This is a genomic window from Azotobacter armeniacus (assembly GCF_054779355.1).
This window is the reverse complement of record NZ_BAAGYK010000014.1, coordinates 1-24,419: the sequence shown is the minus strand read 5'-3', so window position 1 is coordinate 24,419 and position 24,419 is coordinate 1. Positions and strand designations below refer to the sequence as shown.

Here is a 24,419-nt window from a genome sequence, read left to right as displayed (position 1 = left end):
CGCCCACCATGGCGCCCGCCAGGCCGGCCGACTTCTCGGCTGGCCGCGAAGACCGCACGATCGCTACCCGAAGACTTCACGCTCACCGGCCAGCAGAAGCTGCCGCGAACCGACAGCCCGGACAAGACCGACGGCACCGCGCTTTTCACCCAGGACATCCGGCTGCCGGATATGCTGGTGGCCGCACCCGCCCATCCACCGCGCTTCGGTGCCACGCCATCGAAGATCGATGCGAGCAAGGCCAAGGTGGTGCCAGGTGTGGTCGCGGTGGTCGAGTATCCTGGCAGCGGGCACCGTTTCGCCGGCGTTGCCGTGCTGGCCAAGAACACCTGGGCGGCGCGCCGGGGGCGCGATGGGCTGCACGTGGAGTGGGACGAAAGCAAGGCTTTCCGCCTTGGCAGCGCAGAGATCTTCGCCCAGTACCGTGACCTGGCCGGCAAACCCGGTAAGGTCGCCTGCAACGAAGGCGATGCCGGCAAGGCGCTGGAGTTGGCGGCCAAGCGCATCGATGCCGATTTCGAGCTTCCCTATCTTGCCCATGCCTCAGCTTTCAAGGAGGGGGCGGATCGACAGCCCGGGTCATGAGCAGAGTCCCGCCTTCCAGACTAGGCAGGCTGCCTGCCGCCCAACGCTTGCGGGCGGAAACAGGCAGATCCTTCTATCGACGTCCCTCCCCTCAATGCCCGCCCAGATAGGCGCTGCGCACTTCCTGGTTGCCCAGCAGCTCTTCCCCCGTCCCTGACAGGCGGATCTGCCCGTTGACCATCACATAGCCACGGTCGGACAGCCTCAGCGCGTGGTTGGCATTCTGCTCCACCAGGAAGAGGGTCATGCCGCCGGCCGCCAGGTCGCAGAGGATCTGGAAGATCTGTTTGACCACGATCGGCGCCAGGCCCAGCGAGGGCTCGTCAAGCAGCAAGAGCCGCGGCCGGCTCATCAGCGCGCGGGCGATGGCGAGCATCTGCTGCTCGCCGCCGGAGAGGGTCATGGCGCGCTGGTTGCGCCGCTCCAGCAATCGCGGGAACAGCTCGAACATCCGCCGCAGATCCTCGTCGGCGTGCTGCATGCCGATGGGGATGGTGCCCATCAACAGGTTCTCCTCCACGCTCATGTCGGGGAACACCCGCCGCCCTTCCGGGGACTGGGCCACGCCGCTGGAGGCAACGTGGTGGGCGGATCGGTGGGTGATGTCCTCGCCGCGGTAAAGGATCTGCCCGGCGCTCGCGCGCGGCTGGCCGAAGATTGACATCAACAGGCTCGACTTGCCCGCGCCGTTGGCGCCGATCAGGCTGACCGTCTCGCCCTCGTCGACGTGCAGGCTGACCTCGCGCAGCGCCTGAATCGGCCCGTAGTGCAGGTCGACGTCACGAAATTCCAGCAACGGCACCGTCATGCCAGTTCCTCCTCGTCGGCACCCAGATAGGCGGCGATCACCTTGGGATCATGGCGGATCGCCGCTGGCGGTCCCTCGGCGATCAGCTCGCCATGGTCGAGCACCAGAATATGGTCGGAAATGCCCATCACCAGGCCCATGTCGTGCTCGATCAGCAGCACAGTGACTTCGTGCGCATCGCGCAGGGTACGGATGATGCGGCTGAGCGCGGTGGTCTCGGCCGGGTTGAGGCCGGCGGCCGGCTCGTCCAGGCAGAGGAGCTGCGGCTGGGTGCACATGGCCCTGGCGATCTCCAGGCGGCGCTGCTGGCCGTAGGACAGCTCGCCGGCCAGGCGGTTGGCGCAGTCCGTCAGATCGACCACCTCCAGCCAGTAGAAGGCGTGCTCCAGCGCCTGCTCCTCGGCACGGCGAAAGCCCCGGGTATTGAGGATGCCGGCCAGCAGGTTGCGGTTGACCCACAGGTGCTGGGCCACCAGCAGGTTCTCCAGCACCGACATCTCGCGGAACAGGCGGATGTTCTGGAAGGTGCGCGCCAGTCCGGCGCGGTTGACCAGGTGGGTGCCGCCGAACAGCTTGTAGCGCAGGCGGCTGGCGAAGCGCCGCGGGCTGACGAAGTCACCCGCCCGGAACGGCTCGCCGAGCACCTGCAGCACATCGGTAGTCCTGCCGCGAGTCGCGAGGCGGATGCGCCCGCCCGTGGCCCGGTAGAAGCCGGTCAGGCAGTTGAACACCGTGGTCTTGCCGGCGCCGTTGGGGCCGATCAGTGCGGTGATGGAGTGGCGGCGCACGCCCAGGCTGACGTCGTGGAGCGCGCGGATGCCGCCGAACTGCATGGACAGATGCTCGACGCTCAGAATCTCGTCGTCGCTCATGGTGCCACCCCTGGACGTTGCGCGAAGCCGCGGCGGCTGATGCGGATCAGCCCGCGCGGCCGCCAGATCATCATCAGCACCATGAGCATGCCGAACAGCAGCACCCGGTAGTCGGCGAAACTGCGGAGCAGCTCCGGCGCTACCGTCAGCACGAAGGCGGCTAGCACCACGCCGAGGGTCGAGCCCATGCCGCCGAGCACCACAATGGCGAGGATCAGCGCCGACTCGAAAAAGGTAAACGAGGTCGGGTTGACGAAGCCCTGGTAGCTGGCAAAAAACACCCCGGCCAGCCCGGCCGTGGAAGCGCCGAGCATGAACGCCGAGAGCTTGACCAGCACGTGGTTGAGCCCCATGGCGCGGCAGGCGATCTCATCCTCGCGCAGCGCCTCCCAGGCCCGGCCGATCGGCATGCGGATCAGCCGGCCCTTGACGTAGAGCACCAGCAGCACGGTGAGCAGCAGCACCGCGTAGATGAACAGGAACTTGACGTTGGGGTTGTAGGCGATGCCGAAGAACTCGTGGAACAGCACTCCGCCTTCTTTAGCTCGTCGGCCGAACTCCAGGCCGAGGAAGGTCGGCGCCGGCACCGACATGCCGTTCGGCCCGCCGGTGAAGGACAGCCAGTTGTTCAGCACCAGACGAATGATCTCGCCGAAGCCGAGGGTGACGATGGCCAGATAGTCGCCGTGCATGCGCAGCACCGGAAAGCCGAGCAGCGCCCCGGCCAGTGCCGCCATGAGCGCGGCCAGCGGCAGCACGCTCCAGAAGCCGAGGCCTAGGTATTCGTAGCCGAGCGCCAGGCCGTAGGCGCCGATGGCGTAGAAGGCCACGTAGCCCAGATCGAGCAGCCCGGCGAGGCCGACCACGATGTTCAGGCCAAGGCCGAGCAGCACGTAGATCAGACCGAGGATGATCACGGTGAGCAGGTACTTGCTGGCGAAGAACGGGAAGATCAGCGCCGCCAGCAGCACCAGCGGCAAAATCCAGCGCAGGTGCGAGCGGTGTTCTGGCGCCAGCACCCGCACGCCCGCGCTGCCGCCGTCGAGGCGCTGCAGCCAACTACGGCCGAAAGCGCTCTGCAGGAACAGGCTGAAGGAGAAGCGGCCGAGCATCACCGCACCGACCAGCCAGGCCAGACGTTCGGGCTGGAGGTTGAAGCTGTAGCCGTCGAGCACCACGCCGACGATGGGGCCGAACACCACCAGGGCGACCAACCCGACGAGAACGCTGTCCAGCAGCGGCTGGCGGATATCCAGGGAAGAATGCTCCGGCATGCTCATACCTTCGTCACCTGGGGCCGACCCAGGAGTCCTTGCGGTCGGAAGATCAGGATCAGCACCAGCAGCGAGAAGCTGAACACGTCCTTGTAGTCGGTGTTGACCATCCCGGAGAACTGCGCCTCGGCCACCCCGAGGATCAGGCCACCGAGCATGGCGCCGGGCAGCGAGCCGATGCCACCGAGCACCGCGGCGGTGAATGCCTTGATGCCGATGACGAAACCGACATAGAAATCGAAGGTGCCGTAGTTCATGGTGATCAGCACGCCGGCCAGCGCGGCCATGGCAGCGCCGATGACGAATACCCAGGAGATCACCCGGTCGGTGTCGATGCCGAGGATCTGCGCCATCTTGCGGTCCTGCTGGGTGGCGCGGCACATGCGACCGAGCCGGGTACAGTGGATCACCCAGGTCAGCGCAGCCATGCCGGCGAAGGCGGCGATCAGGATGAACACCTTGGTGTAGCTGATCTGCAGGAAGCCCTCACCGATGGGGAGGCGGAAGGCGCCGTCGAGCAGGGTCGGCACGCCCTGCTGGCGCGCGCCCTGGCTGATCTGCACGTAGTTCTGCAGGATCAGCGAGATACCGATGGCGCTGATCAAGGGCGCCAGGCGTGTGGAGTTGCGCAGCGGCCGGTAGGCGATGCGCTCGATCACCCAGCCGTACAGGCCGGTGACGCAGACCGTGAACAAGAGCGTGCCGAAAATCAGCAGCGGAAAGGATTCCACGCCGAAGAACGCCAACAGGGCCAGACCGATGGCCGAGAGGTAGGCGCTGATCATATACACCTCGCCGTGGGCGAAGTTGATCATGCCGATGATCCCGTAAACCATGGTGTAGCCAATGGCGATCAGGCCGTAGACCGCCCCGAGGGTCAGCCCGTTGATCAATTGTTGCAGGAAGATGCCGTCCAATGCGTAAGTCTCGTCTATGGGCGGTTCATGGAAAGAGGTAAAGCAGGACCTCGGAGATGTAGCGCCGTAGGGGGGAAAACGACCACAGGTCTTTTCCACCATCCGCGGTTCCGGCGGAAAACCGCTGCGCGGACTCTCCACCCTACGCCCAGCAGCCGAACAATGCATCGGCAGTAGGAGGATAACGGCGCAGCCTTATTCACCAAAGCGGTTACGGTGGAAAACCGCTGCGCGGATTTTCCACCGTACGGATTGTCTGAGCGGCTCGTCACTTTTGGTGATACTTGCCCTGGTCGTCCCACGCGTAGAGAACGTAGTCGCTGACCTTCAGGTCGCCCTTGGCATCCCATTCCTTCGTGCCCATCACAGTCGACACCGGATGGCTCTTCAGCCACTGGCCAGCCTTCTCCGCATCGGTTCCACCGACGGCGTTGAAGGCCGCGGCCAGGGCCTGCAGGGAAGCGTAGGCGTACAGGGTATAGCCCTCCGGCTCGTAGCCGCCGGCGCGCAGCTTCTCGACCAGCGCCTGGCCCTCGGGGATCTTGCGCGGGTCGGCGCCGAAGGTCATGAAGGTGCCCTTGACGTACTGCGGACCGCCGGCGGTGGTGACCAGCTCGTCGGTGACGATGCCGTCGCCGGACACGAATTGGGCGGTCAGGCCCTGCTCGCGCATCTGCCGCAGCAGCGGGCCGGCTTCGGTGTGCAGGCCGCCGAAGTAGACCACGTCGACGTTGGCGCCGCGCAGCTTGGTAACCAGCGCGTTGAAGTCCTTCTCGCCGCGGGTCAGGCCTTCGTAGAGCACCGCGGCGACGCCGCGCTTGCTCAGCTCGGCGCGCGCGGAATCGGCAATGCCCTGGCCGTAGGTGTCCTTGTCGTGGATGACCGCCACTCGCTGGCCCTTCAGGCTGTCGACGATGAAGTCGGCGGCGACCTGGCCCTGCTGGTCGTCGCGGCCGCACATGCGGAACATGCCGGTCAGGCCGCGCTCGGTGACCTGCGGGTTGGTCGAGCCGGGGGTGATGGTGAGGATGCCCGCCTCGTCGTACACCTCAGAGGCAGGGATGGTCGAGGAGGAACAGAAATGGCCGATCACCGCGGCGACCTTGTCCTGGTCGACCAGACGGTTGGCCACGAACACGGCCTGCTTCGGCTCGCAGGCGTCATCACCCTTGACCAGCTTGACCGGCTCGCCGTTGATACCGCCGGCGGCATTGATGTCGGCGGCGGCCTGGCTAGCGCCACGCCAGTACTGCTCGCCGAAGGCGGCATTGGGGCCGCTATGCGGGCCGGCCACGCCGATCAGCACATCGGCCCGGGCCACGGAGGACAAGCCCAGCGCAGCCGAGACCGCGAAAGCCAGGATGCCTTTTCTCATCATCATCATGAACTGGAGCTCCTTGTTATTGAAGGTATGGGGGAGTGACGTTTCGTTTCCAGCAGTGGGTACGCGAGAACGCCCGACCACGCGACACAGGCAAGCTGACAAACGCGTTGAAAGGCACACTCGTATGAGGGGTATACGAGTCACAGGTCAAGTTTAAACAATGACTTATGAACCGTCGACGGCGCACCGTCGGCCGTGCAGAGACTCGTCACCGGCTGCTCCGGCCATGCTCCCGGCCCCAGGCCAGCATAGCCTCCAACAGCGCACACAGCACACCACGGGTCGGTCCGGCCAGATCCTCGCGGTAGCGGAAGGGCTCCTGCTCCTCCATGTAGCGGCACTGGGTCAGCTCCAGCTGAACGGCGTGGATGCTCTCCTCTGGCCGCCCGTAGTGGCGGGTGATATAGCCGCCCTTGAAGCGCCAGTCGAGTACCCGGCTGTAGCCCTCGGCTGCCGCGCACACCGCCATGAGCCGCTCGGCCAGGCGCGGATCGCAGCTGGCGCCGGAGTTGGTGCCCAGGTTGAGGTCCGGCAGGCGGCCCTCGAACAGCCAGGGCACCTCGGCGCGGATCGAATGGGCGTCGAACAGCAGGGCGTAGCCGAACTCTGCCTTCAGCCGCGCCAGCTCGGCCGCCAGGGTTTCGTGGTAGGGCCGCCAGATGCGCTGCAGATATTCGGCTCGCTGCTCGGGGCCAGGCTCCCCGCCCGCCCGGAACAGCGGCAAGCCGTCGAGAAAGGTCGAGGGGAACAGCCCGGTGGTCGGCGTGTCGTACAGCGGCCGGTCGTCGGGCGGGCGGTTGAGATCCACCACATAGCGCGAATAGCGCCCCGCCAGCAGGCTTGCGCCCAGCCCGGCAGCGAAATCGTAGAGCCACGGCAGGTGCCAGTCGGTGTCCGGCAGGGCATGAGCGTGCGGCACCAGCGCGGTCTCCACTTCCGGCGTCAACTGAGTGCCAGCGTGGGGCACGCTGATCAGCAGTGGCACCCGACCGCGGGTGAACGTCATGACTTCATCCATGGCTGACCTCCTTTCCGTGAAAGACGACTCGCCTGGGTAGCTCGCCGCCCAGCCAGTAGGCCAGTTCGGCTGGGCGCTGGATGTCCCAGGCGACGAAATCCGCGTATTTGCCAACCTCCAGGCTACCATGGCTATCGGTCAGGCCAAGGGCGCGGGCCGCGTGCAGGGTGACCCCGGCCAGCGCCTCCTCCACGGTCAGGCCGAAGGAGGTGCAGGCCATGGCCAACATCAGGCGCAGCGACAGCACCGGCGCGGTGCCGGGGTTGAGGTCGCTGGCCAGCGCCATGGGCACGCCATGCCGGCGCAGCGCCTCGACCGGCGGCCGGCGGCTTTCATCGAGCAGGTAGAAGGCCGCCGGCAGCAGCACAGCCACCGTACCCGCCTCCGCCAGCGCGGCGACGTCCGCCTCGCCGGCGTACTCCAGGTGATCAGCGGACAGCGCCCGGTGGCGTGCCGCCAGACGCGTCCCGCCCAGCGCGGAAAGCTGCTCGGCGTGCAGCTTGACCGGCAGACCCAGGGCCGCGGCGGTCTCGAACAGTTGCTCGACCTGCGCCGGAGAAAAGGCCAAGTGCTCGCAGTAGGCGTCCACCGCATCCACCAACCCTTCTGCCACCAGCGCCGGGAGCATCTCGTCACAGATATGGACAATGTAGGCGTCGGCATGCCCAGCGTATTCCGCCGGCACGGCATGGGCAGCCAGGCAGGTCGTGCGCACCGTCAGCGGCAGGCGCTCGGCGAGCTGGCGGGCGACCCGCAGCAGCTTGCGCTCGCTGGGCAGGTCCAGGCCGTAGCCGGACTTCACCTCCAGGCAGGTCACCCCGTCGCGCAGCAGCTGGCGGACACGGCGCAGGGCGCTGTCCAGCAATTGCTCCTCGCTGGCCGCGCGGGTAGCCCGTACCGTGCTGGCGATGCCGCCGCCGTGGGCGGCGATCTCGGCGTAGCTGGCGCCTTCCAGGCGCAGCTCGAACTCGGCGCTGCGCTCGCCGGCGAACACCAGGTGGGTATGGCAGTCGATCAGCCCCGGCGTGACCCAGGCGCCGCCGAGGTCGACGGCCTCGCAATCGCCGGGCTGCAATGCGTCGCGCGGGCCGATCCAGGCAATTCGCTCGCCACGGACAAGGATCGCGGCGTCTTCGATGACCGAATAGCGGCCGCCCTTCATGGTGGCGGCGTGACAGTGGAACCAGCAGCGGGTGTCGGTCATTGCCCTTGTCCCCTTCGGCAGTCATGAGTCGGTCTGCAGGTCGGATGCACGGATTTCTCCCCTCTCCCATGCCTGGGAGAGGGGTCGGGGGAGAGGGAGATTGGCCGGCACCTGGCTCCCCTCTCCCCGGCCCTCTCCCCATCGGGGAGAGGGCGATGAAGGCGGGAGTGCTGTGATGATGCCCCCATCAGGAGTCCCCCACCATCGGCAACTTCAACCCCTGCTCGCGGGCGCACCGGATGGCCTCCGGGTAACCGGCGTCGGCGTGGCGCATAACCCCGCTGGCCGGGTCGTTGTGCAGGACCCGGGCGATCCGCGCCGCGGCCTCGTCCGTGCCGTCGCAGACGATCGCCATGCCGGCGTGCTGCGAATAGCCCATGCCGACACCGCCGCCATGATGCAGGGATACCCAGGTGGCGCCGCTCGCGGTGTTGAGCAGGGCGTTGAGCAGCGGCCAGTCGGACACCGCGTCCGAGCCGTCGCGCATGGCCTCGGTCTCGCGGTTGGGGCTGGCCACCGAGCCGGAGTCGAGATGGTCACGACCTATGACGATGGGTGCCTGCAGCTCGCCGCTTCTGACCATCTCGTTGAAGGCCAGGCCGAGCTTGGCGCGCTGGCCGAGGCCGACCCAGCAGATGCGCGCCGGCAGGCCCTGGAAGCGGATGCGCTCGCGGGCCATATCCAGCCAACGGTGCAGGTGCGGATCGTCGGGGATCAGCTCCTTGACCCTGGCGTCGGTGCGGTGGATATCCTCGGCCGCGCCGGACAATGCCACCCAGCGGAACGGGCCTACGCCGCGGCAGAACAGCGGGCGGATATAGGCCGGGACGAAGCCGGGAAAGTCGAAGGCATTCTCCACTCCCTCGTCCCGAGCCATCTGGCGGATATTGTTGCCGTAGTCGAATACCGGCACACCCAACTGCTGGAAGGCCAGCATGGCGCGCACGTGCTCGGCCATCGAGCGCTTGGCCGCCTTGATCGTCGCGACCGGCTCGCGCTTGGCGCGCTCGCGGTACTCGGTCCAGCTCCAGCCTCTCGGCAGGTAGCCGTTGAGCGGGTCGTGGGCGCTGGTCTGGTCGGTGACCAGGTCCGGCCGCACGCCGCGGCGCACCAGATCTGGAAGAATGTCCGCGGCGTTGCCGCAGAGGCCGACCGATAGCGCCCGGCCCTCGCCGGTGTAATGGGCGATGCGCGCCAGGGCGTCATCCAGATCACGCGCCTGCTCGTCCAGGTAGCCGGTGTTCAGGCGGAAGTCGATACGGCTCTGCTGGCATTCGACGAGCAGCGCGCTGGCCCCGGCCAGGGTTGCCGCCAGCGGCTGCGCGCCGCCCATGCCACCGAGCCCGGCACTGAGCAGCCAGCGCCCGCGCAGGTCGCCGCTATAGTGCTGGCGGCCGGCCTCGACGAAGGTCTCGTAGGTGCCCTGGACGATGCCCTGGCTGCCGATGTAGATCCAGCTGCCGGCGGTCATCTGCCCGTACATGGCCAGGCCCTTGGCGTCCAGTTCGTGGAAGTGCTCCCAGGTGGCCCAGTGCGGCACCAGGTTGGAGTTGGCGAGCAGCACCCGCGGCGCATCGCGGTGGGTGCGGAATACCCCCACCGGCTTGCCCGACTGGATCAGCAGGGTCTCGTCGTCCTCCAGGTTCTTCAGCGTCTCGACGATCCGGTCGAAGCACTCCCAGTTACGCGCCGCCCGACCGATGCCGCCATAGACCACCAGCTCCTTCGGGTTCTCCGCCACCTCGGGGTCGAGGTTGTTCATCAACAGGCGCAGCGGCGCCTCGCTCAGCCAGCTTCTGGCATTCAGCGTCGTGCCGCGCGGGGCGCGGATCTCGACGTCGCGGTACAGGTGGAAAGACTCGCTCATGGGGGCATCCTCGCGCTGCGCCGAACTTCCGGGCCTGCCACCAAGCATAGCCGCCACGGCCTGGCTCAACCGAAGCGGCGCGCCAGCCCCTCGGCCATGGCCTTGCGCTCCAGTTCCAAGGCTAGCTTTCGTGATCGACGTATTCGCCCGGTGCATCGTCGGCTGGAAGGTGTCAAGTTCGGCTCGGACGGATTTCGTACTTGATGCCCTGGAGCAGGCTCTGTACGCACGCCGTCCTGTTGATCGAGGCAGCTTGATCCACCATAGCGTCCGTGGAGTGCAGTATGTATCGATCCGCTATACCGAACGCCTGACCGAGGCCGGCATCGAGCCCTCGGTGGGCAGCGTGGGCGACTCCTACGATAACGCCCTGGTCGAGACCATCAACGGGCTGTACTCAGAGACAATTGGGTGATCCAGCGGATTGCATGCTTTTAAGGCATGCACATAGCTATCCTCCCCTGCAAGAATCGTTTGCCTACAGCTTTCCCACATCACACTCCCGAGGGCCGATCTCGTTGCCGCTGACCGACTGGGCGTTGCTGCAAGCGCTGCCGGCAAGCCCCAGACGACCAGTCACGAGCGAAGCCCCCCAGGTGTCTGCCCCTCTTTCCGGTAATGCTGCAACCACTCGGCCATGGACTTGTCTTCCAGCGCATAGGCACCCCGGCTGGCGCGCCAGACGAGCTCCTTGTCGCGCAGGGACTCTATTGCCGTCTGGATGGTTGTGGTGCTTGGTTGCACGTCGCTGCCCCATGCCTTGAGGATCTGGCCGACCTCCTGGACCGTCGCTTCCGAGTAAGGGGTGAAGGGCTGGTTCGCCAGCGAGCAGTTCGCCATGACCTCCAGCACCGCACGCTGGGGAAGGGTCAAGCCGTTGTAGCTGCTTTCGAACTCGGTCCACACGCCGGCACGCACCAGTTCCGCACCGTTGCGCAGCAGCTCCCCGAGGTTGCTGGCGGCGCCCAGTTCCAGGCTGACCTCCGCGATAATGGTGCGCAGTAGTTCCGGACGGCAGCCTACCAACTGGAAGGCCTCGCCAACGTCCCTGGGGTCGAACTGGTTGCCCGCAGCCAGGTTGGCGTTCAGGTGTTCGGTATAGGCCCGGGTGAAGTCGTCCCCGAGCAGCGGGAACGGGGTGACGCTGGAGCCGTAGAAGGGTTGCCTGGTGTTGAGCACCAGATGGGCCAGCTTGTCCCGGCTCGAGCCGGTGAACACCAGGCGCAGGCCGTCGCCGTCCTGTCCCTGGTTGAGCTCGTCCCGCGCCGCCTTGAGGCCGAACATAGCGTTGATGCCGGCTTCGGTGGTCAGGGCATGCTGGGCTTCGTCGATCACCAGGACGACCATCTGTCCGCAGGCCCGGTGGAGCAGCGTGAGTGCCTGGGCCAGTGTGGCCCCCTCGGGGAGCTGCGGCTTGCTGAAGTCCCAGGACAGGGTGTGGAGGATGTTGATTTTCTCGACCCCAATGGACTTGGCCAGCTTGCGCAAGCGGCCTTCGAACTTCACCAGGGCCTGGGCAATGGCGCTGGAGATCAGCATTGCCGGATCGGATTCCTTGTTGGCCCAGAGGTCGACGTAGACGGGGTACCAACCCCGCTCCAGGCATTCGGGAATGAGGTCTTCCCGCAGGAAGGTGCTCTTGCCGGTGCGGCGCGGTGCGGCCAGGAACAGCCCGGAGCTGTAGTCGGCCAGCCCCATGCCCGCCAGCCCATCGGCAATGGATCGGGCAAGGGCGCTTCGTCGGAACACAAATCCTCGGCTTGGCTTCATGGTTCTACCTTCGACAGACGAATTACCTGTAATTATCTAGTGATCTGTAATTTACAGTCGAAAGTATAATTCAGCGTAAAGGCATGTCGATCCCTCTTTATCGGGATCGGGCCCGCCCCCGGCAGCAGCCGATATGCGAGCTGCGCAATATGCCTCTTACCATTCCCCACGGTGGCATGGCGGCGCTCAAGCAGCAATAGACCGCCCACTCGCCCTCTGCGGCCCGCCGAGACCCTCGCCGGGCATGGCCGAACACGCGCTGCCGCCGGCCGGCCCACGCCCAAGGCTACACCGGCGGCAAGGAGATCCGCGCGACGTGCCAGATCAGCGCCGTCGCCGCGCCGCTGGCTGATCATTCATGATGGAACTGGAGAAAACACGGCTATTCCTTGCATTGCTCCTGCGAAGTGACGGATAGGGATTTGTTTCATCGACTGACCTGTCTTGCCGGGATTCATTCGTTGCCGTGTATCGTCTTGCGGATCACAGATACTGGGGCAAGATCGGTGAAAGAGTCGTACTTGGTGAAAACAATCAACTGTGTGCCGATGGGGCAATGTTATTTGAAAAAGCTATTGATCCCTGCCGTCGACGATTTTGTAGTGGCGAGCTCTATTGTCGAATGGCTCGGCAAGCTCTATAACTACATTTGAGATTCGGCAATACGGACCCTACTGAACGCAAAATATGATGAGTTGTCATTGTGATACATAAGCAATAACAATCCATGCCAGCATTGCTTTTATGTTTGAAAATTATAGAGAGTGAGAGTTGAAGCACGGGAAGGAAGATTTGAAACACATGTGATGTCCACCGCCAGGGATGGCCTCTTTCCCAAAGAGGTACTCCTATGCCTAGCCAAGAACAGGAACATAGCGGCACAGCTCGCATCCATGCGACCGACCTTGTCCGCCGCGCCCGTGATAACAAACGTGTTGCCCGGGAACTAGATCAGTTGAATCTGCACGATTTGGCCAATGACTTACGAGGATTTGCCGATAGCCAGCTACGCATGGCCAGAATGTGGCTGCCGCGCCGGAGAAATAGATATCTTGGCGGGCTTTGGCAACTTCGCTCTGTCGTTGGCGGGCGTCTATCAAGGAACTCCTTTCGGGAATAAAGAAGTCAAGCGCGCACCTGTGTGTATGTAGTGCAGGCAGCACAGACTTGTACAGCAAGTCTGGCGACTACTTCTTCAAGAGGGCGCTGTTCCTCGGTTTCTTGGTTTTGCGCCTGGAACAGCTCTCGGGATGGAGGCATGTATGTCCTCTCACCATACCTCTTTGTTGACATCCTCCCCGCCCTAAAGGACGGGGATTCCCACTGCTGGACGGCCATGCCCGGCCGTGAGAATGTTCCTGGCCGCGTTCACATCGCGGTCGTGCGTGACACCGCACGCACTGCAGGTCCACTCCCTTATTCCAAGTCCTGCGATACCTTTCGGCCGCGAATCGGGCAATGCGCCGCAATTCGAACAGGCTTGGGAGGTGTAGCGCTCGTCGACCACCTTGAACACGATACCTGCGTGAGCGCATTTGTAGTCCAGCATCGTCTTCAACTGGCCCCAGCCGGCATCGAGCACCGACTTGGCCATCCGGGTCTTCACGAGTTTCGTGGACGACACGTCGCCCACCAGGATTTCGCCGTACTGGTTCACCAGTTGCCGGGAAAACTTGTGCAGGGCATCCCGGCGCCGGTTGGCGATCCTGGCGTGGATCGCCCGGACGCGGGCCTTCTTGCCGGCCCTCTGGGCGATGGCCAGCTTCGCCTCCAGGTCGCGGTAGAAGCGGCCGTTCTCCAGCCGGATGCCGTCGCTGCAGGTGGCCACATCCTTGAGCCCCAGGTCGATGCCGACCGCCCCCTGCCCGAGCGACGGCTGTAGCTCGACCTCGACGACGACATTGAAGTACCAGCGGCCCCGCGCATCCTCGCTGAAGCTGCCCGAGCGGAACCGGTACCGGCCCAGACCGTGGCTGTCCCAGACCTTGAAGCGGTGGCCGTTGTGATAAATCTGTCCGTACTTCCATTGCGTGGCACCGGCTTTGAAGGGAATCCAGCCGAGCGAGCGCCGGACGCCGCCCGACCTGCGCCAGTTGAGCCTGGCTTTCCCGAACTGCTTGCGCCGGGTGACATATTCCCGCGACACCTCTTGCAGCGTCTGGGAATGGAGCCCCAGCTCTTTGCTGGAGCCCTTGGTGTAGCGGTCCATATCGTAGGCGGACAGAAACAGACCGCGCTCTCGAATGGCTCGGGAGCTGAGTTCGTTCAGGTAGTTCCAGGCGAGATTGACGCTGCGGGCCATCTGCCGGAGCAGCGGCGCATGCTTGTCTCGAACGCGAACCTTGAGGGTCTTGGTGTGCTTCATGCGGCCAGGTTGCCATGGAGTTGGGGAAACCCAAGGGTCGCTTCGCGACCCGCGCTCTACATCCCCGCACTAAAAGTACGGGGCTTTCCGCTCATTCCCGGTAATCCCCCCCGACTCCCCATCAATTTGATGGGCTGACTGGAGGCCGCCAGGCCGTCGGAAACATACGGCAATCAAGCAAGCACCCCGCCCAGGATCAGGAGCGACAATGCCTGCCTACTCTGTGGCAGGCAGAGTTACGGACATGGAGGCTTCATTACTACCGCCAAAGCGATTCACGGCCCCGACAGAGTCAACAGCTATTGCGGCCATTCACTCTGGGCTCAGAGGTTGTGAAAAATTCAAGCGGCTGCTGCGCCCCCCTTCAAAACAGCCGCTAAAACGTTGCGCTACGTGAAAAGTAAGACCATTTGGCTCATAAACTCTCCCGCTTTTCACATGGCACGCCTTTTTGAAGGGGATTGGAGAGGCTCTCACGGCACTGTTCGATTTTTTCACAACCTCTCAGCCGATCCCTGGGGAGGTTCAGTGAGCGAACGCGGCGACATCATCCTCTGCCGGCGTACCCAGTCAGCTCGAAATCTCATGCAGGTAGTCGATGACCTCCTGCGAGCTGATCTTGAGAAAGACGAAGGTCACCGCCTGGAACACCACGATCGAGAAGATGACGCTCAGATAGACGCTCAAGGTTGTGCCGAACAGAAAGCCGACTCCTGCCAGCAGCCCGATATTCGACGCAATGAACGCCGCGCCGACGAGGGTGCCCAGAAAGGTGGCCGCCCCGTATGACAGCAGCACAGAGAGGAACAGGCCGAGGATTGCAATGACTCGCCGCTTGGGATTTTCCACTAGAAAGGCGACCCGGACGATCAAAATCGGCGCGGCGATGAAGGACGCGAGCACTTTGACCGGGTGACTGGCGATCCTGCGGAACACCTCGCCGATTCGCCCCTTCTCGTTCGCGGTATCCCTGACCAGTGCAGAAATCCCGCTCTCCAATACCTCACCGGCAGCTTTTCCGAACATTACGATTCCCCTTGCGGCGCTAGGCTGGGTGGCCTCGGATTGTCACACCTGCGCAATGGTAGCGCAGTGGATGAAGCTGAGGGGCTCCCGGAGGTTCGCCTGAGCCGCGACCTGCTGGAGCGGATTTCCAACCTGATGGGCATCCACAAATCGCTGCGCATCCTGTTCGGGGACTCACCCTCCGCCTACGACTGGGTCAAGCGCCCGAACAAGGCCGCCCCCTTCAACGGCGATACGGCGCTGCAGCGGATGCTGGCCGGGTCGCTGGTCGATCTGTCGGACGTGAATCACTATCTGGCGGCGCAGCGGGGATAGGGAATGGACCAGGTCATCCCTGCCTGGCAGGCTCACCGGCTGGTCGCCAGCCACTTTCCGCCCATTAGCGTGTTCGAGGACACCCTGGACCCTGCCGACCTGGAGATCGCCTTCAAGATCGAGGCACTGACCAACGACCGGCTGCGCGAGGAGGCTGGCGAGATCAACCTGGTCGTGCCCGAGGATCGGGTCTCCGGCTCCGGCTCGAGGCCGGTCATGGCGGCCTTCACCCATATCGGCAGTCCGAGCCGCTTCACCGACGGCAGCTACGGGGTCTACTACGCGGCCGACAGCCTCGAGGCGGCCATCGCGGAAACCCAGTTCCACCGCGCACGCTTTCTCTCCGCCACGAATCAGCCCAGCCTGGAGCTGACCATGCGCTGCTACCTCAGCGAGATCGCCCGGCCGCTGGTGGACATTCGCGCCAGCGACCCCGGACTCTACAACCCCGATCCCCAGCACTACGGCCCGGCCCAGATCTTCGCCGCCCAGCTGCGCCTGGAAGGCATCTGGGGCCTGCTCTACGGCTGCGTGCGCCGATCGGGGGCCGAATGCGTGGCGCTATTCCGCTCGCCCGGACGACGGGAGCCGTCCTGTCCTCTCTTCTGCGCTTGCTGATTACCTCCGTAGGAGCCAGCTTGTTTGGGGGTGTGATGAACAGTTTTATCTCGCCTTACTATTTCCGATTTGTGGAAACATGCGGTCGAAGTTCGGCTCTGGTAGTTCGCCCCAGCCCCTTGCCCGTCTGATATTCACTGGTGGGCATCGACACTAGCCATGGCAATCCGGTTTGGCCTCTCAGATCATTTCCGATTTACGGAAAAAGGCCGATCCAAGGCCAAGCGAGCGCAGCAATAAATGCTGGACCGCGCAGGAGGCCTGGATACTTGCTCCTTCACACCCTGGAAGGAGCTGCCATGTCTTCCCGAAGCATCGCCGTCCTGCTGCTGTCCCTCACGGTGCCAGAGTGACACCGCCGCCTACGGGTATATCCTCAATGCCAGCGTCGGCCCGCACACCGCCGGCCTGGCCTGATGGCTTGCGGAGTAGACGGCGCAGGAGTGCGAGCGCCACCGGCGCGGGCAGACCCGTCGGTTTATGGCAGGCTGCCGTAGGAATGGTACAAGCGCGTAGCGCCGGGACTACCGCTCGTCGGAACACCCGAGGAGGAAAGTTTTTCAGGCCTTTTTCATGGAACTTTCACAATTGTTGGCGCAACATGACTGCAGCTGAAGGATCAGCACCATCGTGTGATAGCCCACTGTTATATTGGTGGGCTTTTTCTTGCCCTCTCCTGCTCTCCACCGTGATCTGGCCTACTGTTGGCCGCACTCCCCCGCTCCTCCATGCCGCCCCTTCAACCCGCACCGTCCGCGCCGCTCGGCGGCCTTTCGTAGAACTCCCGAGCCGTGACAAGGCATGACTGTCAAGATCCGATTCGCCAGAGGATTTCCGATTTACGGAAAGCCAGCCGGATGGACACGGCAAGACGCGTCTCGCCAGGTTGCTGCGCAGCCCGGCTCATTCCTGTGTGGCGGCCTTCGACAACGCTCCGGTTTTTCGCCTATATAGAAACAAGCCTCTCTGCAGGATGCCCCCATGCCTTCCACCCTGCTTCTTCGTCCCGGCCTGCTCGACCTGGACGCCCTGCGTGCTCTTTATTGGGATCGGGCAGCAATCGACCTCGATCCGGCCTGCCGAGCCGAGGTCGAGGCCAGCGCACACAGCGTCGCGGCGATCCTCGCCAGTCAACGCACCGTGTATGGCATCAACACCGGCTTCGGCCTGCTGGCGCGCACCTCGATCTCGGCAGACTCCCTCACCGCCCTGCAGCGCAATCTGGTGCTCTCTCACTGCACCGGCACCGGGCCACTGCTGGACGACGCCAGCGTCGGGCTGATTCTGGCGTTGAAGATCGCCTCCCTGGCGCGCGGCTACTCCGGGGTCGGCTGGGCGATGATCGAGGCGCTGCTGAAGCTCTACGAAGCGCAGGTCTATCCGTGCATCCCGTCCCAGGGCTCGGTGGGCGCATCCGGCGATCTCGCCCCGCTGGCCCATCTGGCCGCGACGCTGCTCGGCGTCGGTCAGGTGCGCCATGCGGGCCGGCTGCTGGAGGCCGCCGAAGGGCTGGCCATCGCCGGCCTGCAGCCTCTGACCCTAGGCCCCAAGGAGGGCCTGGCGCTGCTCAACGGCACCCAGGTGTCCACTGCCCTGGCACTGCGCGGGCTGTTCGCCGCGGAACGGCTGTTCGGCGCCGCGGTGGTCGCAGGCAGTCTCAGCGTCGAGGCACTGAAGGGCTCCTTCGTGCCTTTCGATGCGCGCATTCAAGCGGTACGCGGCCAGCCGGGACAGATCGCCGTGGCCGCGCTGTATCGCGAGCTGCTCCACGACAGCGCGATCAACCGCTCCCACGCCCACTGCAAACGGGTCCAGGACCCCTACTCGCTGCGCTGCCAGCCGCAAGTGATGGGCGCCTGCCTGGACCACCTGCGCTTTGCCGCCGGGGTGTTCCTGTGCGAGGCCAACGCGGTGTCGGACAACCCGCTGGTATTCGCCAACGACGCCGAGGTGCTTTCCGGCGGCAACTTCCATGCCGAACCGGTGGCCATGGCCGCCGATGTGCTGGCCCTGGCCATCGCCGAGATCGGCGCCCTCTCCGAGCGGCGCATCGCCCTGCTGGTCGATCCGGCGCTGTCCGGCCTGCCGGCCTTTCTGGTCAAGGAAGGCGGGCTGAACTCCGGCTTCATGATCGCCCACGTCACTGCCGCATCCCTCGCCTTGGAGAACAAGAGCCTGGCCCACCCGGCCTCGGTGGATAGCCTGCCGACCTCGGCCGGCCAGGAGGATCACGTGTCCATGGCCACCTTCGCCGCCCGCCGCCTGCAGGACATGGTCGGCAACGCCTCGGCGGTAGTCGCTCTCGAGCTGCTGGCCGCCGCCCAGGGGGTGGACTTCCATGCGCCGCTCTCCACCTCGCCGCAGCTGGGCGAAGTCATGGCGCTGATCCGCAGTCGGGTGGCGCACTACGAGCAGGACCGTTATTTTGCCCCGGACATCACTACCGCGCGGGTCTGGGTCGAGGGCGGTGCCTTCGAGCGCTGGGTGCCCTGCGCCCGCCTTTACCCCTGAGCGCCGATCCCGCCATGACCATTCTGTTCGCCGAACGCGCCCTGCTGCCGGGCGGCTGGGCGCGAGACGTGCGCCTGGGCATCTCCGAAGCCGGCCTGCTCGAACGGATCGAGCCCGGTGCCCGCGCCGAGGGCGCCGAACGCCTGGGCGGGCCGCTCCTGCCCGGCATGCCGAACCTGCACTCCCACGCCTTTCAACGCACCATGGCCGGCCTCGCCGAGGTCGCCGGCAGCGCCGAGGACAGCTTCTGGTCCTGGCGTGAGCTGATGTACCGACTGGTCGCCCGGCTTGATCCCGAGCAGTTGGAAACCATCGCCCGCCAGCTCTACATCGAACTGCTCAAGGCCGGCTATAGCAGCGTCGCCGAGTTCCACTACCTGCACCACGACCGTGACGGCCGGCCCTACGCCGACCCGGCCGAGCTGTCCCTGCGCCTCGCCCGCGCCGCCCGGGAAGCCGGCATCGGCCTGACCCTTGTGCCGGTGCTCTACAGCCATGCGGGCTTCGGCGGCCAGCCACCGGGTGCGGGGCAGCAGCGTTTCCTCCTCAGCGAGGACGGCTATCTCGACCTGCTGGCGCGCCTGCGGCCGGCGCTGGAGCAGGCCGGTCAGCGCCTGGGGCTGGGCTTTCACTCCCTGCGCGCTGTCCGCCCCGGGCAGATCGCCCAGGTGCTGACCGCCAGTCCGGTTGACGCCCCGATCCATCTGCATATCGCCGAGCAGCAGAAGGAAGTTGATGACTGCCTGGCCTGGAGCGGCCGGCGGCCGCTGCAGTGGCTGTTCGAGCATTGCCCGGTCGACACCCGCTGGTGCCTGGTGCACGCCACCCAGGCGCAGCCGGACGAGCTCGCCCGGCTGGCCGCAAGCGGCGCCGTCGCCGGCCTCTGCCCCACCACCGAGGCCAACCTTGGCGACGGCCTGTTCCCGGCCAGCGACTACCTGGCCTTGGGCGGGCGCTTCGGCATCGGTTCGGACAGCCAGGTGTCGGTCAGCCCGGTCGAGGAGCTGCGCTGGCTGGAATACGGCCAGCGCCTGCGCGACCACCGGCGCAACCGCCTGGCCTGCGCCGAGCGGCCGGCGGTCGGCGCCGCGCTCTACCAGGCGGCCCTGACTGGCGGCGCCCAGGCCCTGGGGCAGCCGGTCGGCGCACTGAAGGTCGGCCGGCGCGCCGACCTGCTGGTGCTGGACGGCGCCGATCCCTATCTGGCGAGCAGCGAGGGCGATCAGCTACTCAACCGCTGGCTGTTCGCCGGCGGCGACCGCCAGGTCCGCGACCTCATGGTCGCCGGGCGCTGGGTGGTGCGCGAAGGCCGCCATGCGGACGAGGAACGCACAGCCCGCGCCTTCGCCGGGGTGCTGGCAATGCTCCTGGCAGTTCCCTGATCGCCAACAGGAAAGCAGCCCGACATGGCCGGCAGCAGTCGGCCAAAAGCGGGCTTACCCGGCTCGCCCGAATTGGGTGGGAGGACGCCCAGACCGCACCGGTACCTGACATTCGCGACACATTGATCTTTGCGACCTTTTCGGGCAAAACCCACCCTCGATCAAGACTGTCGATTGGACTCGGGGCGGTTCCCATCCCGTTCCTGGTGTGGATAAAAATGCCGATCCGCGGCCGTGTCGGATTATTCATTCGCGCTACCACACCACAGTTAGTGGGGGGCTTCGTCGTCACTATTTCCGTCTTGAAGGGGTTGCTCGCCTGGCAGGAGAACATCTTGCGGTTCCGCTTCGAATTGGGCCGGCCGCGTAACGGTGTTGGCAAGACTTCTCTCGATTTGTCCAGATATGTAGTAGACCCCTGCCAGCACCCCCGTGTCGGGGTTCCGCATCAAATCAAGCCACTCCTCGTCAAAGGCGGCATTCAGGCTTTTCCGAAGCTGCGCCTCCATTTCCGGCCGTTCTTTTTCGCGCACGATGGAGGTGAAACCCGCCGCTCCCAGGGAAATCACCATGCCTGCTGCCCGGCCGACCGCAGCTGCGACAGAGCTTGCGACACCGCTGGTGGCGAGTTCGGTCGCCAGTCTTTCGCTGGTCCGTTTCGCTACTGACGATATGCCTGCGTCCGATGACCAGGTTCCCGCGCCACCAGGGGCATTGTGGATTCGAGCGACCAGGGCCACATAAGCCGGCAGTCTGCCGATCGGGTCCGCGTGGACAATCTGGTAGAGCGAAGCGCTGTGGGTGGGGGGAGGCGCCAGCGCGATCGCTGGAATGCCTTTGAGCCGGCGGTAGAATTGATCCGGAGGTACACCGTAGCGCTGCGGGATTCTCTGGAGCTGCTCACCGAGGAGCCAGACGTAGAGTTTCGTCGCCTGCTCCATGACCCGGTCGGGATCGATCTCCTTGGCGACTGGTTCCAGCACTTGCTCGTGATATTGCTCCTGCAGATAGATAGCCAGGCGCTCTACGGTCGGTTCTTTCTCTCCCCCTGCGTTCAGCTTGTACCAGGTCACCTTCATGGTCAGCCATTGCCGGGTCCAGTAGCTGGAAAACCACGGAATGAAGTCCGTATCGGTGCGCTGGTAGACGAGGCCCCTCCAGCTCTGCATGGCGTGGTGTGCGTGATTCGTGGCCTGCTTTTTCGCGTCTAGCGACACGGCGACTATGTCGCGATCGATCTGCCGCCACGTACTTTCTGGAATCACAACCGGCGGAGGCAACTTGGGGGTGCGGTCTGGAGTGGCGCACCCCGCCAGCGCCACCATCAAGACGACGATCAGGGAGCGCAGATTCAACATCGCGGGCCCCTCGAACAGATTCGACAGCGGTAACCTACCCGCCTCGGATATGTTTCAACCGAGTCCTTCACACTGCTCATACGGGTTTGATTGCTCCGCAGACCTCAATGGGCTGCTCTCTCCTTCCTAATTGCATGTGGCGCCTTCGCAGTTTTGCCAGCCCTCTCTCCAACGGAACGTCCAGCACGTCCGACCAAAGTGCCGTGAGTATAGGTAGCGAAAACGGGATCAAGAAAATCCAGCGAGAAGGTACGGATTCGGCTCGCACCGGGGGCAGGCTGTTGAAGAAGGTGTTCGAGAATTTATATATTTCTCATTGACTGGAAAGGCCGAACACTCGTCGGCCTTCTTCCGGAGAGAGATGACCGCTTCAAGTCGGTAAGCGGGCGCTGAGTCCTCGTAGGATCGAATGACGGAATCGGTCGACTGCTACCAGTCGTGAACGGCAGCAGTTGGCCGATCTCGACGGGCAGGGACGACGGTCAAGTCGGAGCAGTCCATGCAATTGCTCACCGAGCTTCCTGGCAAGTTTCCAGCCGGATACACAGCATGGGCACGAGAGGATCAAGCGCCGACTCGCTGAATCCGTGATGCCGATAGAAAGACCGCGCCCGTTCGTTCAGGGCATGAACCAGCAGGGCACGGATACCGACCTCCTGAGCCAGTCGCACGGTGCGCAGTACGGCATTCCTCAGCAAATCGGCGCCCAGCCCCATTCCCGGCCAATGGCTGTCGTCCGCCAGGCGCCCCAGGACCATGACCGGAACGGGATCGGGATCGGGATCGGGATCGGGATCGGGATCGGGATCGGGATCGGGATCGGGATCGGGATCGGGATCGGGCATGTTGCGCCGGATCGAACTCGATATGCTCGCATGATCCACCGCGCCCGCCGCAAGGGAGTAGTAGCCGCAAATGACCTGGCCTTCTAGGCAGCCGTCCATACATCGTCAACACACTGCCTCCAGCCGGGAGACCAGCGGACATGGAAAGATCCGTCCGCCTGCGCGATCGCCGGCGGTCATAGATAGAAAAATGAAATCACCCCGACAAGTTCAATCGATTAGGCAAAATGCTCCTCACATCGTAAGGTTGCACCCATCAAAGTTCTCCACCCCATCGAGGAGTCGAAACCTATGTTGGACGCTACCCTTAAGACCCAGTTGAAGGCCTACCTGGAGAGGGTCACCCTGCCCTTCGAGATCGTCGCCTCCCTCGACGAGGGCGCCAAATCCCAGGAGATGCTCGGCCTGCTGCAGGACATCCAGGGCCTGTGCGACAAGATCACCCTGCGCACCGACGGCAAGGATGCGCGCGTCCCGTCCTTCTCCCTCGAGCGGCCAAGCGCGGACATTTCCCTGCGCTTCGCCGGTATCCCCATGGGCCACGAGTTCACCTCGCTGGTGCTGGCGCTGCTGCAGGTCGGCGGCTATCCGTCCAAGGCCAGCGAGGATGCCATCGCGCAGATCAAGGGCCTCGAGGGCGAATACCGCTTCGAGACCTACTTCTCGCTGTCCTGCCAGAACTGCCCGGACATCATCCAGGCGCTGAACCTGATGGCGGTGCTCAACCCCCGGGTCAGCCACGTCGCCATCGACGGCGCGCTGTTCCAGGGCGAGGTCGAACAGCGCCAGATCATGGCCGTACCGACCATCTACCTGAACGGCGAGCTGTTCGGCCAGGGCCGCATGGAGCTCGAGCAGATCCTCGCCAAGCTCGACACCGGCGCTGCCGCCCGCGACGCCGAGAAGCTCAACGCCAAGGAAGCCTTCGACGTGCTGGTGATCGGCGGCGGCCCGGCCGGCGCCTCGGCGGCCATCTACGCCGCGCGCAAGGGCATCCGCACTGGCGTGGCAGCCGAGCGCTTCGGCGGCCAGGTGCTGGACACCATGGCCATCGAGAACTTCATCTCCGTGCAGGAGACCGAAGGCCCGAAACTCGCCCGCGCCCTGGAAGAGCACGTCAAGCAGTACGAGGTCGACATCATGAACCTGCAGCGCGCGGTCAAGCTGGCCCCGGCCGCCGCCAAGGGCGGTCTGCATGAGGTGCGTTTCGAGTCCGGCGCGGCGCTCAAGGCCAAGACCGTGATCCTCGCCACCGGCGCCCGCTACCGCGCCCTCGGCGTGCCCGGCGAGCAGGAATACCGCGCCAAGGGCGTGGCCTACTGCCCGCACTGCGACGGCCCGCTGTTCAAGGGCAAGCGCGTGGCGGTGATCGGCGGCGGCAACTCCGGCGTCGAAGCGGCCATCGACCTGGCTGGCATCGTCGCCCACGTCACCCTGCTGACCCACGGCGAGAAGCTGCGCGCCGACGCGGTGCTGCAGCGCAAACTGCACAGTCTGCCGAACGTCACCGTGCTGCTCAACGCGCCGATCGCCGAAGTCACCGGCGACGGCCAAAAGGTCAACGGCCTGGTCTACAAGGACCGCGCCAGCGATGAGGCGCACCGCATCGAGCTGGAAGGCGTCTTCGTGCAGATCGGTCTACTGCCGAACACCGAGTGGCTGAAGGGCAGCATCGAGCTCACCGAACGCGGCGAAATCATCACCGATGCCCACGGCACCACCACGGTGCCCGGCGTGTTCGCCGCCGGCGATGCCACCACTGTGCCCTACAAGCAGATCGTCATCGCCATGGGCGACGGCGCCAAGGCCTCGCTGGGTGCCTTCGACCACCTGATCCGCAGCTCGGCACCGGCCTGACGGCCGGCCTTCAAGGGAGTGACCATGGATTTTGTGGCTGGCGATTACTCAAGCGATGGCGCCTTTCCGTAGGCGCCCCCCTGCCTTTCCGAAGGCAACTACTACCCGCTTGGCTCACGCGCGCCTAGTGGCCTGTGCGGTTGATTGGTTAACTCAAGTTCGGATGCCGGGGTTTGCCGCCGCGACGAGTCATAGCAGGGCTATGGCGAGGAGCGGCAACGCAGTATCGGAGCCTCGGGCGCCGAAATTGATTATTAAAAAGGCCCTTGAATAGGCTCCCGAAAGGGCCATAGAGACCGCTAAAGACCGGGATCTACGGAAAATCTATTCTTGGGCCGGATTATTAACCCGGCAATCAAATACCCAATCTAAGTGGCATAACGCACCGACGCATGCTGGAAATAGGCAACTACCCGCTCCGGGGTTTTGGCCAGCCAGCTCAT

At 64.7% G+C, this 24,419-nt stretch carries 17 protein-coding genes and 3 pseudogenes; 7 read left to right on the top strand and 13 right to left on the bottom strand.

The window, feature by feature from the left end:
• Positions 1 to 66: 66 nt before the first annotated feature.
• A pseudogene (locus ACYVD0_RS03485) lies at positions 67 to 546 on the top strand (aldehyde oxidase); the annotation flags it as partial.
• A 130-nt stretch (positions 547 to 676) separates the two neighbouring features.
• Here the strand turns inward: ACYVD0_RS03485 and ACYVD0_RS03480 are convergent.
• The 8 genes from ACYVD0_RS03480 to hutU form a co-directional block, all read right to left on the bottom strand.
• Positions 677 to 1,393 carry an ABC transporter ATP-binding protein gene (locus ACYVD0_RS03480; protein WP_460425504.1) on the bottom strand — a complete coding sequence of 239 codons (717 nt, stop codon included), beginning with the start codon at positions 1,391 to 1,393 and terminating at the stop codon, positions 677 to 679.
• Entirely contained in the window at positions 1,390 to 2,265 is an 876-nt protein-coding gene (locus ACYVD0_RS03475) for an ABC transporter ATP-binding protein (protein WP_460425503.1), read from the bottom strand. Before ACYVD0_RS03475 ends, ACYVD0_RS03480 begins: the two co-directional genes overlap by 4 nt.
• A complete protein-coding gene (gene livM / locus ACYVD0_RS03470; protein WP_460425548.1) occupies positions 2,262 to 3,539 on the bottom strand; it encodes an ABC transporter permease family protein in 1,278 nt (425 codons plus the stop codon). The genes ACYVD0_RS03475 and livM overlap by 4 nt, the downstream gene beginning before the upstream one ends.
• A gap of 2 nt (positions 3,540 to 3,541) precedes the next feature.
• The gene (locus tag ACYVD0_RS03465) at positions 3,542 to 4,456 is read right to left on the bottom strand and encodes an ABC transporter permease (RefSeq protein WP_460425502.1); all 915 of its coding nucleotides are present in this window, start codon (positions 4,454 to 4,456) and stop codon (positions 3,542 to 3,544) included.
• Between the two features lie 268 nt (positions 4,457 to 4,724).
• Positions 4,725 to 5,840 (bottom strand): branched-chain amino acid ABC transporter substrate-binding protein, encoded by a 1,116-nt coding sequence (locus tag ACYVD0_RS03460; protein ID WP_460425501.1) that lies wholly within the window; start codon positions 5,838 to 5,840, stop codon positions 4,725 to 4,727.
• A gap of 208 nt (positions 5,841 to 6,048) precedes the next feature.
• Complete coding sequence (gene hutG / locus ACYVD0_RS03455; protein ID WP_460425500.1) at positions 6,049 to 6,858, bottom strand: N-formylglutamate amidohydrolase; 810 nt, start codon at positions 6,856 to 6,858, stop codon at positions 6,049 to 6,051.
• Positions 6,851 to 8,062 carry an imidazolonepropionase gene (gene hutI, locus ACYVD0_RS03450; protein WP_460425499.1) on the bottom strand — a complete coding sequence of 404 codons (1,212 nt, stop codon included), beginning with the start codon at positions 8,060 to 8,062 and terminating at the stop codon, positions 6,851 to 6,853. Before hutI ends, hutG begins: the two co-directional genes overlap by 8 nt.
• A gap of 187 nt (positions 8,063 to 8,249) precedes the next feature.
• Positions 8,250 to 9,929 (bottom strand): urocanate hydratase, encoded by a 1,680-nt coding sequence (gene hutU, locus ACYVD0_RS03445; protein ID WP_460425498.1) that lies wholly within the window; start codon positions 9,927 to 9,929, stop codon positions 8,250 to 8,252.
• Between the two features lie 121 nt (positions 9,930 to 10,050).
• Here hutU and ACYVD0_RS03440 point away from each other — a divergent pair.
• Positions 10,051 to 10,326: pseudogene (locus ACYVD0_RS03440) on the top strand (DDE-type integrase/transposase/recombinase); the annotation flags it as partial.
• Between the two features lie 179 nt (positions 10,327 to 10,505).
• Here ACYVD0_RS03440 and ACYVD0_RS03435 read toward each other — a convergent pair.
• The 3 genes from ACYVD0_RS03435 to ACYVD0_RS03425 all read right to left on the bottom strand — a co-directional run bounded on the left by ACYVD0_RS03435 (position 10,506) and on the right by ACYVD0_RS03425 (position 15,090).
• Complete coding sequence (locus ACYVD0_RS03435; RefSeq protein WP_460425497.1) at positions 10,506 to 11,699, bottom strand: ATP-binding protein; 1,194 nt, start codon at positions 11,697 to 11,699, stop codon at positions 10,506 to 10,508.
• 1,303 nt (positions 11,700 to 13,002) lie between these two features.
• Entirely contained in the window at positions 13,003 to 14,064 is a 1,062-nt protein-coding gene (locus ACYVD0_RS03430; protein ID WP_460425496.1) for an RNA-guided endonuclease InsQ/TnpB family protein, read from the bottom strand.
• A gap of 570 nt (positions 14,065 to 14,634) precedes the next feature.
• Positions 14,635 to 15,090 (bottom strand): hypothetical protein, encoded by a 456-nt coding sequence (locus ACYVD0_RS03425; protein WP_460425495.1) that lies wholly within the window; start codon positions 15,088 to 15,090, stop codon positions 14,635 to 14,637.
• Positions 15,091 to 15,174: 84 nt separating this feature from the next.
• Here ACYVD0_RS03425 and ACYVD0_RS03420 point away from each other — a divergent pair.
• The 4 genes and pseudogenes from ACYVD0_RS03420 to ACYVD0_RS03405 all read left to right on the top strand — a co-directional run.
• Positions 15,175 to 15,405: pseudogene (locus tag ACYVD0_RS03420) on the top strand (MbcA/ParS/Xre antitoxin family protein); the annotation flags it as partial.
• Positions 15,406 to 15,408: 3 nt separating this feature from the next.
• Positions 15,409 to 16,023, top strand: a complete 615-nt coding sequence (locus ACYVD0_RS03415; protein WP_460425494.1) for an RES family NAD+ phosphorylase — start codon at positions 15,409 to 15,411, stop codon at positions 16,021 to 16,023.
• A 981-nt stretch (positions 16,024 to 17,004) separates the two neighbouring features.
• Positions 17,005 to 18,534 (top strand): histidine ammonia-lyase, encoded by a 1,530-nt coding sequence (hutH, locus tag ACYVD0_RS03410; RefSeq protein WP_460425493.1) that lies wholly within the window; start codon positions 17,005 to 17,007, stop codon positions 18,532 to 18,534.
• 14 nt (positions 18,535 to 18,548) lie between these two features.
• Positions 18,549 to 19,916, top strand: a complete 1,368-nt coding sequence (locus ACYVD0_RS03405) for a formimidoylglutamate deiminase (RefSeq protein ID WP_460425492.1) — start codon at positions 18,549 to 18,551, stop codon at positions 19,914 to 19,916.
• A 269-nt stretch (positions 19,917 to 20,185) separates the two neighbouring features.
• Here the strand turns inward: ACYVD0_RS03405 and ACYVD0_RS03400 are convergent, their stop codons facing one another.
• Positions 20,186 to 21,274, bottom strand: coding sequence for a hypothetical protein (locus tag ACYVD0_RS03400; RefSeq protein ID WP_460425491.1), 1,089 nt, complete (start codon positions 21,272 to 21,274; stop codon positions 20,186 to 20,188).
• 509 nt (positions 21,275 to 21,783) lie between these two features.
• On the bottom strand, positions 21,784 to 22,218 hold the full coding sequence (locus tag ACYVD0_RS03395) for an N-acetyltransferase (protein WP_460425490.1): 435 nt from the start codon (positions 22,216 to 22,218) through the stop codon (positions 21,784 to 21,786).
• Between the two features lie 192 nt (positions 22,219 to 22,410).
• On the opposite strand from ACYVD0_RS03395, the gene ahpF reads away from it, so the two are divergent.
• Positions 22,411 to 23,976 carry an alkyl hydroperoxide reductase subunit F gene (ahpF, locus tag ACYVD0_RS03390; RefSeq protein WP_460425489.1) on the top strand — a complete coding sequence of 522 codons (1,566 nt, stop codon included), beginning with the start codon at positions 22,411 to 22,413 and terminating at the stop codon, positions 23,974 to 23,976.
• Positions 23,977 to 24,419: the final 443 nt, after the last annotated feature.

Coding starts and splice junctions, on each gene's coding strand:
- livM (WP_460425548.1), bottom strand. CDS start 3,539: ATGCCGGAGCATTCTTCCCTGGATATCCGCCAGCCGCTGCTGGACAGC.
- ACYVD0_RS03400 (WP_460425491.1), bottom strand. CDS start 21,274: ATGTTGAATCTGCGCTCCCTGATCGTCGTCTTGATGGTGGCGCTGGCG.
- ACYVD0_RS03435 (WP_460425497.1), bottom strand. CDS start 11,699: ATGAAGCCAAGCCGAGGATTTGTGTTCCGACGAAGCGCCCTTGCCCGA.
- ACYVD0_RS03460 (WP_460425501.1), bottom strand. CDS start 5,840: ATGATGATGATGAGAAAAGGCATCCTGGCTTTCGCGGTCTCGGCTGCG.
- ACYVD0_RS03475 (WP_460425503.1), bottom strand. CDS start 2,265: ATGAGCGACGACGAGATTCTGAGCGTCGAGCATCTGTCCATGCAGTTC.
- ACYVD0_RS03395 (WP_460425490.1), bottom strand. CDS start 22,218: ATGGACGGCTGCCTAGAAGGCCAGGTCATTTGCGGCTACTACTCCCTT.
- ACYVD0_RS03415 (WP_460425494.1), top strand. CDS start 15,409: ATGGACCAGGTCATCCCTGCCTGGCAGGCTCACCGGCTGGTCGCCAGC.
- ahpF (WP_460425489.1), top strand. CDS start 22,411: ATGTTGGACGCTACCCTTAAGACCCAGTTGAAGGCCTACCTGGAGAGG.
- hutU (WP_460425498.1), bottom strand. CDS start 9,929: ATGAGCGAGTCTTTCCACCTGTACCGCGACGTCGAGATCCGCGCCCCG.
- hutH (WP_460425493.1), top strand. CDS start 17,005: ATGCCTTCCACCCTGCTTCTTCGTCCCGGCCTGCTCGACCTGGACGCC.
- hutG (WP_460425500.1), bottom strand. CDS start 6,858: ATGGATGAAGTCATGACGTTCACCCGCGGTCGGGTGCCACTGCTGATC.
- ACYVD0_RS03425 (WP_460425495.1), bottom strand. CDS start 15,090: ATGTTCGGAAAAGCTGCCGGTGAGGTATTGGAGAGCGGGATTTCTGCA.
- hutI (WP_460425499.1), bottom strand. CDS start 8,062: ATGACCGACACCCGCTGCTGGTTCCACTGTCACGCCGCCACCATGAAG.
- ACYVD0_RS03480 (WP_460425504.1), bottom strand. CDS start 1,393: ATGACGGTGCCGTTGCTGGAATTTCGTGACGTCGACCTGCACTACGGG.
- ACYVD0_RS03405 (WP_460425492.1), top strand. CDS start 18,549: ATGACCATTCTGTTCGCCGAACGCGCCCTGCTGCCGGGCGGCTGGGCG.
- ACYVD0_RS03430 (WP_460425496.1), bottom strand. CDS start 14,064: ATGAAGCACACCAAGACCCTCAAGGTTCGCGTTCGAGACAAGCATGCG.